Origin of the sequence: Paraniabella aurantiaca (assembly GCF_050309965.1) — a bacterium.
Lineage (GTDB): Bacteria > Bacteroidota > Bacteroidia > Chitinophagales > Chitinophagaceae > Niabella.
This window is the reverse complement of sequence record NZ_JBLOSY010000001.1, coordinates 50,170-62,766: the sequence shown is the minus strand read 5'-3', so window position 1 is coordinate 62,766 and position 12,597 is coordinate 50,170. Positions and strand designations below refer to the sequence as shown.

The following is a 12,597-nucleotide window of genomic DNA, read 5'->3' as shown; positions in this document are numbered from 1 at the left end:
AAAAATACTACTGCCACAACGGAAGTTCAACTATAAATACAGATCCCCGCGGATTGTTGGGTTCAAACCACAAACGTCCTCCATGTCCCTCTACTATTTGCTTTGAAATCGCCAGCCCCATTCCGTAGGTTTTTTCACCGGCAGTACCTTCTCTTTTAGACGGAGAGTATAGTTTAAATATGCCGGCCTTAAGCTTTTCAGGAATACCAATACCGTCATCTATTATTTTTATATAAACCTTATCGGCTACTTTTTCAGCAACAACCTCAATACGTGCTGCTTCGGGACTAAACTTAATGGCATTGGTAATGAGGTTGCTGATCACTCTCCATAATTGTTCCCTGTTGGCCGGTATTTCCAAAGGCAGCACATGTAGCACCAGATCCTGTTTTTTTGCCTCCGCCCGGGGCTTAAGAATGGTGACGCAATATTTCAGAACCTCCGAAATATCCAGTAGCTCTTTTGCTATATTCTCCGTTTTAAACTGTGCCTGTAACAGATCATCTACAAGTTGCAGCGCATTAGCACCAGATGTGCGGATCAAACCCAGTATCTCCATATCATCCGGCTGCCTCTCCGAATGGCTGAGCATGATACCAGCCAACGAGTAAATCGCTCCCACCGGGCTGCGCAGGTCATGCGCTACTACTCTTAATATTCTCGTATTTTCTTTATGACTATGTTCCAACGCTGAAAGCGTATCTTTTAAGTCCCTGTTTTTTAATACTAATTGCTGGTTAAAATAGCGCGATTTCAAAAGATTCCTGCGAATAAGCACCAATATTATGATAACCATCAGCAGAGCCATTAGACCTATAAGCAGTAGCTTTCTCTGATCTGATAAGTGGCGCTGCGCCGAAGCCAGCTGGCTTTCCTGTATGGCATATCCCATATAATCTACACCAGAAGCGTTCTCCTGCTCTCTTTGCCGATCTGCCAATGTTAGCGACAACCGGGCGTAATACGCGGCCTGTTTGTAGTCGGCACCCTCATAAAAATCAAATAATTTTCTGGAGATCTCCTGGCTGTAAGACAGGTACCCCTGCTTTTCTGCTATTCTTAAAGCTTCCCTGTAATGCGATAAGGCTCTGGTTGTGTCATCAGGCAACAATTGATCGCCCGCGCCGATCATCATATCCATTGACGCATAATACAGTTTCTGTTTATGCGCTTTCTGTATGGCCAATTCCAGGCGTTCTATCCCCTCCCGCCGTTGTCCTCCTTCAATCAGCTCATTTGCTTCCAGTTGTTCGATGGCCAACAAAACGAGCTGATCTTTGTAGCGCCTTGCGATATCCTTTGCCTTTGAGAGATAGTATTTTGTTGTGTCACTTCCAAAATGCCTGGGATACATCAACAGGTAATTATACAGAAGTGGTGCGAGCATCGAATCCTTAGCCAGTTGAGCGCCCTGTGTTAATGCCTCATTAAACAATTCAATTGCCCTGGGATCGTTTCCTGTTTGCTGGTACACCATCGCCATATTCATTTGCATCTGTACCGAATTGGCATGATCCTTCATAGCCTGGTAACCTTCATAAGCCTTAAAATAATATCGCAACGCCAGTTGAGGATTGCCCCGGACATCGAATGATATTCCCAGGTTTTTGATCGCATCCGTTTTCCCCTTTTGATAATCATGCCGGTCGGAAATTTCGCGGGCGAGTTTCGCAAGATTAAAAGTGCTGTCGATATTGACCTCGTAAAATAACGTTGCCATTCTATTCAACAAATCGACCCGTCGCAAGCTGTCCTTACTCATCAACAGCTGTGTTCTTAACCGTTCTATTTCAGAAGTTTGGGCAACAGCCGTTTGCACTCCAAAGGCTACAAAGAGTAAAAAGAATGAGGGCTTCTTCATTACTCCAAAGTTAACCGTTTTTTAAAAGCCGGAAAAGCTACAACCATTCAACACTACCCATAACCCCGCAGGTAATATGTATATTTGTGATCGGTCAGTTTTAAATTCATTTAATACATTAAATCGATCTATATGTCCATCACAAAGGAAGCAGAACTTATAGGCATGCAAAAGGCAAGCGAAGCAGTTGCCCTCACTTTAAAGGAAATGATCGCCTATGCATGGCCTGGCATGTCGACAAAGGAATTAGACGACTATGGCGCAAAGCTGCTGAATGACTTTGGAGCCCGATCAGCACCTTATTTAACCTATGGCTTCCCGGGCTATACCTGCATTAGTGTGAATAATGAGTTTTGCCATGGTATCCCTTCCAGCAAAAGGATATTGAAAGAAGGTGACCTGGTGAATATTGATGTATCAGCGGAACTGGATGGATTCTGGTCCGACAACGGCAGTTCATTTGTATTGGGGAACGACCTGAATCAACATCAAAAACTGGTGGAGGCCTCGAAACAAATCTTACATAAAGCAATATCCAACATAAAAGGCGGTGTTCGTATTTCAGACATCGGGCATATTATAGAAACAGAAGCTAAAAGGCGCGGCTATAAAGTGATTAAAAATCTTACCGGGCATGGCGTAGGCAGAGGCCTTCATGAAGAACCTTTGGAGATAGCCAACTACAGAGACCGGCGTAATCCTAAAAGATTTAAAAAGAACTCCGTCGTAGCTATTGAAACCTTTATCACTACCACCTCAACTTATGCTGATACCTTAAACGACGGCTGGACAATGGTAGGAGATAAAGGTGGTTTTATGGCGCAGCATGAGCATACTATAGTGGTTACAGACGAACAGCCGATCATTTTAACGGCAATGAACGGCATCTGAAACCGACGGAATAACTGACCACTCTCAGGTAAATTTCCCATAATCGGGCTTAGCAAAGTCTCCAAAATACTCCACCAGGTGATCGAGCCCACTTGCCAGCTCATCGCCTTCCATTACTGCTCCGTGCCCGGGAATAACTACCTGGGGATGAAGGTCACGCAGTTTCACTACAGATAACCAGGCTTCGTGCTAATCGGGCAAGCTGACCAGGTGAGTGACAAGTACCGAACTGCCTGAGAGGCGTTTTGTCCTACAATAATGCTGCCCCCGTATTCAGTAACTTATCCTTGGCTGTTTTATCTTCACCGGATGTCTAAACTGCGAATCTATTCTCGCTCCACAGGATGTTAGCAAGAATAATAATGGAATAAAAAATTTCAGCATATCTGTTTTCAAAAAAGATTCAATTGCTATGCCGGAACCTGCAGCCAGCAGGCACAGGCCTTAATGAGCGGTATCATCGAGCCATACAATTTTTACCAATCTTCAAAAGGTTGATTTTGTCAACTTTTTTATATTACCTTTACTATATAGTTGACAAAATCAACTAAAATGATGATCAAACTTGAAGATATTCATATCAGGAAAAACCTGATGCCCGGGGATGTTGGCTTTATCGCTTACCTCCATGGCGATTTATATGCCAAAGAATGCGGTTATGGATTTCGTTTTGAAGCCTATGTACTCGAAGGAATGAAGGATTTTATCATGGAGTACGACGAAGCCCGGGATAGCATCTGGATATGTGAACACAATAACAGGATCATAGGTTCGCTGATTGCCCAACATCGGGAATCGAAATTACAGTTACGTTATTTTATTTTCCAACCCGCTTATCGGGGTATCGGTTTGGGAAAGTTGTTAATGCAGGAGTTTATTGGTTTTATGAGGAAGCAAGGCATTCATGAAGCTTACTTGTGGACGACGGCAGATCAACAGGCAGCTATTACCCTATACCAGAAATACGGCTTCCAATTGACAGAAGAAACAGCATCTAAAGGGTTTGACAAACCGGTAATGGAGCAACGTTATGAACTCAAACTTGGTTGACAGTTCTATATAAAACACTTTATGAAAGCGCAACAAAAAGCTATCAACGACATCAGGGCCTTTAACCGTTATTATACAGACTTGTTAGGACTACTCAACAACCAGTTGCTGGAAAGCTCCTTTTCTTTGGTGGAGGCACGGGTTCTTTTCGAGATACATACGAAGCAGCCGGTTAGCGCCAGGCAGATACTCGCCACGATTGGTATGGACAAAGGATACCTGAGCCGGGTGATCAGGCAGTTTGAAAAAGACAAGTTGATAACGAAACGGGTATCAGACAAAGATGCACGGGTAACAGAGCTTTTGCTTACCAGGAAAGGTAAAGGTGAATTTAGTAAACTCGATGCGGCCTCCAACCAGCAAATAGCTCGCTTTATTAGCGGCCTTTCGGGCAGGAAGCTGGCAGCACTGGTTCAACATATGCAGGCGATACGTGATCTATTGGGTTAAGCAATAAAAGACATCATCCCGTACTCCAACCTGGCCCTCCGCTGGATAACCAAACTGATGTTACCCGGCTGGTCACCTGTAAAGTGCGATATACTAAACCTTGTTAGGCTTACTTACATACTTATTATTTTTCACAAAAAAACGCCAGGGCAATAAAGCATGGTCACCGGCATAATCCACACCAACACGGGGCGTAGCTGCTATTTCACTATCATCGTACCGGAGGCCATGATCTTCAATCCATATTTCGTTTCCTGTTAAATCTTTTGAATTCAAACCCAAATCAATTCCCAGCGCCTTACTTACCGAGCCCGGGCCGGAAGAAACAGAAGCCTTATCAACGCTTCGGTTGCGCCTCATTTCAATGATATCCTTACCAGCCAACGGCTCAACTGCTCTTATCAATACCGCATGAGGCTCATCTTTAAGAGAGGTGACCACATTGAACAAATAATGTATGCCATAACAAAGGTAGACATAAGATACACCTCCCTGCTGATACATGATCTCTGTACGGTTGGTACGCCGCCCCCCATAAGCATGAGAAGCTTTATCGCCTACACCCGCATAGGCTTCCGTCTCCGTAATGATGCCTGAAGTAGTTGCTCCATTTACCCGGGTTACCAGCACTTTACCGAGCAGATCCTTAGCCAGGAACAACACATCCTGGTTGCTGTAATAAGTTTTATCCAGTTTCAAAATTTTCAATTAATTATTTCGTCTCATCTCCGGTGCCAGTAAACAATAAGCGTGGGATAACGAACACCGTTTACTTAAATAAACAAAGTGTAATTCCTGGTTCGTTGCAAATACGGGAAAAATACCCTTTTTCCACGAACATGAACTTTATATGTTTGCTAGTCATCAATCAATAATGAAATTAAGTTATTAACCGCGATTATGAAAGGCTGTATCCGGTATATATCATATTTTCCAGCAGATACACCATGCAAAACACCCAGGCGCAGTCCCTGAAAAATGCTGATTGAAGATCTCCGTGGGCTGAATACCCGCGGAGATCTTTGTTTCAACTTTATAGTTCCGCACAAAATACTTATATGCCGGTATTCAATATTTTTATTATCCGGACTTTCAGAATTCCCAAGCACTGACATAAGCAGTAAGATGTTACTTTTGTTTATTGGGAGTAACCCCACCGGCAACAATAATGAATATCAAAATCCTGTTATCTATTACTTTGTTTCTTACTGCCACCTGCATGGTATCGGCGCAGGCAAAAACATTTAAAATCAATGCACAATCATTTATTACCCAATCTAAAAAAATCGGTAATGAATGGAACACCCAAGACGAAATAAGAGAATTATACATTCTTAAAAAAGGTAAACAGCAATATGTATTGGCTTATTACCCCTATAAAGATGAAGGAGGTGATTGTAACAATCTTTTTTGGACCAAAGAATGGCTAACTGTAAAAACCAATACCATTATTATTACAACGCGACATTTTCAAAAGACGGGGCGGGATCCTATTACCGAATGGGAGAGAAAAACCTTTACAGTGAGTAGAAATGGAGAAGTGGAACTTACAGAGCAGCTTTACAAGAAATATGGCAGTAAAGAATGGACAACTGAAGAAAGGTGAAAACATGCTAAAGAATGATGTATGCTGTAATTTGGTATAGACTTCCTACATTACAGCATGAAAATTGAAAAACTACATCATATCGCTATCATCTGCTCGAACTACGAAAGATCTAAAAAGTTCTATACGGAGGTACTGGAATTTACTGTTGAGCAGGAAATTTTCAGGGCCGAAAGGAATTCTTACAAACTGGATCTTTCACTGAACGGTCAATACCTAATTGAACTTTTCAGTTTTCCCGATCCGCCGGAAAGGCCGACCCGACCTGAAGCTACCGGATTGAGACATATTGCCTTTAACGTTACGAACATCGATGATACCGTTAAATATCTGCTATCAAAAAACATCATACCTGAACCCGTTCGCATAGACGAATTTACAGGCAAGAAGTTTACCTTTTTTACCGACCCGGACCTGCTACCGATAGAAGTTTACGAGTTATAATGATTTCTTGATACCAGGTCAACGTTAGCTTTTCGCGGCCACTTTATTTGCATTGCAGGTAACAGCTCTTATTCACTTTAAAACTACTTTGATACCGCCTTTGGAAAGTATAGTTGCAGGTATGTCCCGTTCTGATTAACTTAGAACGGTTATTTTCATAATAAAAAAATTATTGCCCCATGTACTCTTCTTTTAAAAAGATGACACGTCATAATTCCCTTACCCTAAAAGTTATTTTATGCTGCACACTGAGTCTTTGCTATCTTTTTAGTTTTGGTCAGCAACCTGATTCTAAATTTTCGGGTGTTCAGGTGGGCGTGATCACTTATTCTTACCGCACTATGCCAGGTCAACTCGAGCAGGTATTAGATCATATTGTGAAAAGTGGTATCAGCGCCACGGAATTAATGGGTGATCCTGTGGAAGCATACCTGGGAAAACCGGCGGACCCCAAACAGGTGGCAGCATGGCGGGCTTCTGTACCTATCGAAGGGTTTAAAAAAGTAAAAAAAATGTTTAATGATGCGGGTGTCAGCATTTATGCCTTTAAGCCGAATGCGCTGGGACCTGATAACACGGATGAAGAAGTTGAATATGCCTTAAAAGCAGCAAAAGCACTGGGCGCAAAGTCGGTTACGGTAGAACTACCCAAAGACCCCAAACAATCAGAAAGATTAGGCAAGCTGGCAGCCAAGCACAAAATATATGTATCTTATCATAACCATCTACAGGGCAATGACCAGGCCTGGGTAACGGCACTTGCTCAATCTCCCTATAATGCCATCAATCTCGACTGCGGGCATTACATTGCAGCCGGGGGCAACAACACCAGGGAAAGCTTACTGGCATTCATAAAGGCAAATCATAAGCGGATCACTTCTATGCATCTCAAAGACAGGAAGAACAAAGAAAACGGGGGCACTAATCTGCCCTGGGGCCAGGGCGATACGCCGATTGACGAAATATTAAACCTTCTGAAATCAATGCGCTACCCGATTCCGGTGAGCGCTGAACTTGAATACCCCATCCCTCCAGCTTCTGATGCAGTGAAAGAAGTTCAAAAATGTGTTGAATATGCTGAACAGGTACTCCTGAAAAAATAAGCCCTTCCTTGTGCAGCGCTGTATTCAAAATTGAGGCGTATTTGCAACCCATTAATCGCCGTTTGAAACTGCAGGGAGATAGCGTTACTTGCCTGATCGTTCTCTCTCTGTTGATCAGTATCTACAAGCTTCTCACCTTCCTGGATATATAAAATTTATACCCATAAAGAAAGATAAATAGATAACAGGTAATTGGAATGATAAAGGCGATACTCCAGCTGAAAAGGTCTTTTGTATACCCTTGAAGAAAAGTAATTAGGGCTCCGCCAACTATGGCTGCAGACAACATACCTGAGCCTTTGCCGGTTGAAGGGCCTAATCCTTTGACCGATAGCGAAAAAATTGAAGCAAACATTACTGAATTGCACAACCCTACGGCTACCATCAGCCAAACAGATAAATAACCTTCGGATAGCAGTGAGCCTGTAATGAAAACGCCCGCCAGCAATGACATTGCAACCAATACCTTATTAGCTTTGAAATATCGTAGAACAGAGGCTCCCGCTAGTCTACCTATCAGCATTCCACCCCAATAATAAGATACAAATACATTCGCTTCGCGCTCTGATATAAACACAGTATCCGCAATATAATTAGTAAGGTAGGTGCCAATTGCCACTTCAGCACCTACATATGCAAACAAAGCTATAACTCCATATTTTAAATTAGGAAAGGTCCTGAGCATCTGCATAACAGATAACACGCCTTCTCCTCCCGGCTTTTTAGACGTTACAACAGGCAACTTTAAAATATATACTATGCCCCCTACAAGCAATAAGGTTGCACCAATAAGTAGGTATGGTTTAACCAACACCCCGGAACCCTGGGAGGCATCTACTTTAGACAGGATAAAATGCGCACCAAATACAGGCGCGAGTGTGGTACCTACCGAACCCACCCCCTGAATTAGCGTAAGCCTTGATGCAGCGCTGTGTTCAGGACCGAGGACAGTTATATAAGGGTTAGCCGACACCTGTAATGTAACTATGCCTATAGCCACTACGAATAATGCAGCGAGAAACAAGATATACTGGTGAAAATGAGCCGCGGGATAAAATAAAAAGGCCCCTGCGGCAGCAATACAAAAGCCCCATACCATTCCATGCTTATAACCAATCTTTTCAACCAGTTTACCTGCCGGGATGGAAATCAAACCGTAAGTCAGGTAGAAATAGAACTGAACAAGAGAAGATTGCGAATAAGTAAGCTGGAAACCGTCTTTAAAAAAGGGAACCAGGGTATCATTCAAAACAGTGGTGAATCCCATCAAAAAATAAAGAATAGCAAGCGCAATCAGCGCCAGTGTAAAGCCTCGCGCATTATCGACCTTTTGAACATTATCTTCTGGTTTCATTGTAAATTGTTAAATTGACATTAAGGATGGTGAATGAGCATAGGTGAATATTTCTTGTGACAACTTTGTAAGTTGATATAAGGCCCGGGGCACGTGAAAACACCCTTTCCATTTTCCGCCTTTGAGGTTCAGCAGCACATTACCTTGCCGGTTAAGGTAGCCGAACATTTCTCCGTGTTCTTTATCTACAAAGTGTTTCCAGGTGTACTCATGTAATTTCTCATACCAGGCCAGGCATAATTGATTGCCCGACAAGCGATATGCCTTCAAAGCATTGATCATAGCTTCGAGGTGCACCCACCACAACTTCTGATCCCATTCCAGCTGCTGAGGTGGATATCCTCTTAAATCTTTAAAATAAAATAATCCGCCATGCACCGGGTCCCATCCAAAGTCCAGAATTTTTAAGCTTATATCAATACATTTTTCGATCAGCGCTTTATTATTAAATTTCGATGCTATATCCATAATAAACCACATGGCCTCCAAACCATGACCGGGATTAATTAGCCGGCCTTCGAAGCTGTCTACCCATTCATTTTGCAGCCCTACATTCTCCAATATCAGGCCATGCTCTTCCTTATAAAATACTTCCATTACCTCGTTTACACCAAACTCCAGGGTTTGCTGTACCATATCCGGCAATAGCAGGTGTTCAATTTCAAGCACCAGGTTGCACAAAATCATAGGAAGCGAAAATCCTTTTAAATCCCTCGTGCCTGCCACCTGTTTCGAAAACCCTCCTTTGGGATTGTCCTTTCGGGCCAGAATATTATCAAAGGTTTGCTTTGCGATCTCGCCATAAGTACTATTACCCGTTGCTTTGTATAGCTGCGCAAAGCCCATTGTGGCAAAACAATCCGAAAATATATTGTAGGCAGCCACCAGTGGCCTTCCTTTTCTATCAAGTGAGAAATACCAGTCGCCACTCTTGTTTCTGCCATAACGCGTTAGAAATTCGGCTCCGGCTATTGCAGCATCGAGCCAGCTTGTATGGCTTTCAAGGTTATTATACAGCATAGAAAGTGTCCACACCTGACGACACTGAAGCCATATAAACTTATCTTTATCATACACCCTGCCGGTGCGATCGAGGCATGTAAAAAAACCTCCATATTCCTGGTCAATTGAATGTTCCATCCAAAAGGGCATTACGTTATCTAAAAGATAACTCTTATATAAAATCGACCTTTGTTCAAAATCCGTTGTTTGCATATACATTTAATATTTTAATTCCATTACTACAGGAAGATGGTCTGAAGCATAGGTTTCTAAATGAGTGTTATAAGATTTAATGGTAAATGCCGTTTTGCTTACCGTATTCAAAAGAAGATAGTCTATTGATGTTTTGGGATTAGTAGCCGAGTGGGTAGCAGGGCACATGGTACAGGGTACATTAAAAATCAGTTTAAGAGTGTTCCACACTTCATTGGACTGATTCATATTAAAGTCGCCGCCTAATACAATCGGATACTTCTGATACGATTTTAACGACTTTAAAATTTCGCGGGACTGAAGCTCCCTGTTCTGATCTGCTATGTGATCGATGTGGGTTGAGGCAAATACAAAATCCTGATCACCCGGAAGCTTCACCCTTATCAATCCAAGAGCTCTAAGTTCAGCACCTGTATTCTGCACCACGGGCAATACAAATCCTTTAGATTCTTCAATTTCAAACTTTGTTAGAATCGCAACGCCGTATTCTCCGTTAGAACGATCGAGTGCTTTAAAAAACCTGTAGTTCATTTTAGTAAGTTCTGCCAGCTTCTTTGCCTGGTCGAGGTCTTTACCGGAACGGTCTGTGAAACGATCCACCTCCTGCAAAGCCACAAAATCAGGCTTTACCGTGTTGATCACATTGGCAATAGCTTCCACATCTACCACCGACGGCCTGGATGGGGGATTAGCTATATGTATGTTGTAAGTCATCAGCTTCAATACCTTGCTGCTATCGCCGGGCAATTCAGTACCAGTGCGGTTACAACCCCAGGATGTTAAAAAAAAGAAACTTAAAATAGCGGGCACTACCCAATGTTTAAGACTTGATCTGTTATACTTTTTCATAAAATTTACCAGTTGGGATTTTGTTTAAGATCGGGGTTTAAAACGAGGTCGTTCAGTGGTATGGGATACAAATACATGCGATCATTCCAGGTTCTGGGAACCGTGTTTAACCAGGTAATTTCGCCGGAAGTACCTGCCGAAAGTGTTAATGCATTAGGCTGGCCATTTACAGTGGCTGCTACATTAATGTAGGTGACGCCATTTTGAGTTGCTCCGGGAGCGGTATTATAAAATGATACATCATCAGCGCCATCTTCATTCAGATCGAAGGAAGTATTTAAAGCAGGTACATACATTCCATTCCAGGCAGCAGCAAACAGCTCTCCTCTTTTCCAACGCACGATATCGTAAAAGCGAAAGCCTTCCAATGCCAGTTCTACACCGCGCTCGCGTCTTACCTCGAGCACCACAGGGTCGGTGATATCAGGAAAATATTGCTGCCTCAGATACGGATCGGCCTGCACAGGTTTGCTACTAAGACCGTTTTGAATGCCCCCTCTCCTCCTGAGCATTCCAATAGTCGCCGCCCAATCTTCGTCGTTCATAGTGCCTAGTTCTGCTTTTGCTTCTGCATAATTGAGCAGCACTTCGGCATATCTTATAACAGGAATATTTGAATTATTTCTCACTCCCCCATCCAGACTCATATCGGGATGCACCCATTTAACCGGCTGGTAGCCTGTATATGTATAAGAAAATAAAGGCGGCACATTCTGTGTCTGCCCACCATTTACGCGGGTGTATCCCTTCATCCGGATGGTTTGACCCAGACGTTTATCGCGCCCTTTGGTTTCCTGCATAAACGTCTGTGATACATAACCCGGGTTACCAGTAAATGCAGAGCCATCAAGGTTCAGGTAAGTATTGACAAACTTACGGGTAAAGCTTAAACGATCTCCATAAGTGGCGCTGGTATAATACCAGTTTGCGTCATGAAACACGCCTAATTCGGCACTATAAGTGAGGCACAATAATAATTCATTGTTAACACCAGAACTAATAAACAGATCTTTGTAACTATGGTCAGTGTCGGCAATATTATTCAGGCTATATGCGCCAGACGCCATCACCTCTGATGCGGCATTTGCAGCCTCCTGCAACCATCGGGCTGCCGATGCCTGCAAATTAAGCTCGGTATGATATTTCCTGTAAGTACCTTCAAATAAACAAACGCGCGATTTAAATGCCTGTGCAACTGTTTTGGTAATCCTTGATTTAGTAGCTTCGGTTTTAGCAGTTATATTTTCAATGGCAAAATTAAGATCAAGCAAAACCGAATCCATGACCCGGGAACGCGGGTCACGTCCTCCGTATAAAAGCTGGTCACCAGTACCCAGTGTACGTCCAATCCAGGGCACATCTCCAAAACGTTTTACTTTTTCAAAGTAAAATAAGGCCCGGAAAAAACGGGCTATACCGTTATAGTTATTACGTACTGCTTCACTTACTCCAGGTGCATTATTATTTTCCAGGAAATAATTAATGTTGCGCAGTTCTGTCCAAACCCATCCTGTACTTTGAGCAGGTCCATAAGCACCGGCTCTGAAGAAATCGGGTACATCTTTGCGAACTACGAAATCCCCCATATTATCGCCCTTGAGTATATCATTGGACGTAGGGAGCATGTTGTAAAAAGAATTAGAATATAGTTTAAGTCCCGACTCGGTATTAAAAACAGCCTCTTTACTAACCGTAGATTTGGGAACCTGATCAAGTTTATTACATGATGTAACAAGGACGATCAGTATAATGAGCATACTATTTTTTTTCATGC

Annotated in this window: 13 protein-coding genes; 6 read left to right on the top strand and 7 right to left on the bottom strand. The window is 42.7% G+C overall.

Going from position 1 to position 12,597, the window contains the following annotated elements; all coding sequences use genetic code 11:
• Positions 1–7 precede the first annotated feature (7 nt).
• Positions 8–1,861 (bottom strand): ATP-binding protein, encoded by a 1,854-nt coding sequence (locus ACLOAU_RS00230; RefSeq protein ID WP_427859795.1) that lies wholly within the window; start codon positions 1,859–1,861, stop codon positions 8–10.
• Between the two features lie 132 nt (positions 1,862–1,993).
• Between ACLOAU_RS00230 and map the strand changes: the two genes are divergently transcribed.
• Positions 1,994–2,752 (top strand): type I methionyl aminopeptidase, encoded by a 759-nt coding sequence (gene map, locus ACLOAU_RS00225; RefSeq protein ID WP_427859794.1) that lies wholly within the window; start codon positions 1,994–1,996, stop codon positions 2,750–2,752.
• 24 nt (positions 2,753–2,776) lie between these two features.
• Here map and ACLOAU_RS00220 read toward each other — a convergent pair whose 3' ends face one another.
• Positions 2,777–2,920, bottom strand: coding sequence for a hypothetical protein (locus ACLOAU_RS00220; RefSeq protein ID WP_427859792.1), 144 nt, complete (start codon positions 2,918–2,920; stop codon positions 2,777–2,779).
• Between the two features lie 384 nt (positions 2,921–3,304).
• Here ACLOAU_RS00220 and ACLOAU_RS00215 point away from each other — a divergent pair, with 384 nt between their 5' ends.
• A complete protein-coding gene (locus tag ACLOAU_RS00215) occupies positions 3,305–3,802 on the top strand; it encodes a GNAT family N-acetyltransferase (protein WP_427859791.1) in 498 nt (165 codons plus the stop codon).
• 21 nt (positions 3,803–3,823) lie between these two features.
• On the top strand, positions 3,824–4,252 hold the full coding sequence (locus ACLOAU_RS00210) for a MarR family winged helix-turn-helix transcriptional regulator (RefSeq protein WP_427859790.1): 429 nt from the start codon (positions 3,824–3,826) through the stop codon (positions 4,250–4,252).
• Between the two features lie 93 nt (positions 4,253–4,345).
• Here ACLOAU_RS00210 and ACLOAU_RS00205 read toward each other — a convergent pair whose 3' ends face one another.
• Positions 4,346–4,951, bottom strand: a complete 606-nt coding sequence (locus tag ACLOAU_RS00205; protein WP_427859789.1) for a DNA-3-methyladenine glycosylase — start codon at positions 4,949–4,951, stop codon at positions 4,346–4,348.
• Positions 4,952–5,420: 469 nt separating this feature from the next.
• Between ACLOAU_RS00205 and ACLOAU_RS00200 the strand changes: the two genes are divergently transcribed.
• The 3 genes from ACLOAU_RS00200 to ACLOAU_RS00190 all read left to right on the top strand — a co-directional run bounded on the left by ACLOAU_RS00200 (position 5,421) and on the right by ACLOAU_RS00190 (position 7,405).
• Complete coding sequence (locus ACLOAU_RS00200; RefSeq protein WP_427859788.1) at positions 5,421–5,858, top strand: hypothetical protein; 438 nt, start codon at positions 5,421–5,423, stop codon at positions 5,856–5,858.
• A 57-nt stretch (positions 5,859–5,915) separates the two neighbouring features.
• Positions 5,916–6,302: an SMU1112c/YaeR family gloxylase I-like metalloprotein gene (gloA2, locus tag ACLOAU_RS00195; protein WP_427859787.1), complete on the top strand. Its 387-nt coding sequence runs from the start codon at positions 5,916–5,918 to the stop codon at positions 6,300–6,302.
• A 200-nt stretch (positions 6,303–6,502) separates the two neighbouring features.
• Positions 6,503–7,405 (top strand): sugar phosphate isomerase/epimerase family protein, encoded by a 903-nt coding sequence (locus tag ACLOAU_RS00190; RefSeq protein WP_427859786.1) that lies wholly within the window; start codon positions 6,503–6,505, stop codon positions 7,403–7,405.
• 121 nt (positions 7,406–7,526) lie between these two features.
• On the opposite strand, the gene ACLOAU_RS00185 is transcribed toward ACLOAU_RS00190, so the two are convergent.
• Genes ACLOAU_RS00185 through ACLOAU_RS00170 form a run of 4 tightly spaced genes read right to left on the bottom strand, consistent with a single transcriptional unit; the run spans position 7,527 to position 12,595 of the window.
• Positions 7,527–8,759, bottom strand: coding sequence for a sugar MFS transporter (locus ACLOAU_RS00185; protein ID WP_427859785.1), 1,233 nt, complete (start codon positions 8,757–8,759; stop codon positions 7,527–7,529).
• Between the two features lie 9 nt (positions 8,760–8,768).
• The gene (locus ACLOAU_RS00180) at positions 8,769–9,974 is read right to left on the bottom strand and encodes a n-acyl-d-glucosamine 2-epimerase (protein ID WP_490390941.1); all 1,206 of its coding nucleotides are present in this window, start codon (positions 9,972–9,974) and stop codon (positions 8,769–8,771) included.
• 6 nt (positions 9,975–9,980) lie between these two features.
• Positions 9,981–10,823, bottom strand: coding sequence for an endonuclease/exonuclease/phosphatase family protein (locus ACLOAU_RS00175; protein WP_427859783.1), 843 nt, complete (start codon positions 10,821–10,823; stop codon positions 9,981–9,983).
• 5 nt (positions 10,824–10,828) lie between these two features.
• Positions 10,829–12,595, bottom strand: coding sequence for a RagB/SusD family nutrient uptake outer membrane protein (locus ACLOAU_RS00170; RefSeq protein ID WP_427859782.1), 1,767 nt, complete (start codon positions 12,593–12,595; stop codon positions 10,829–10,831).
• Positions 12,596–12,597: the final 2 nt, after the last annotated feature.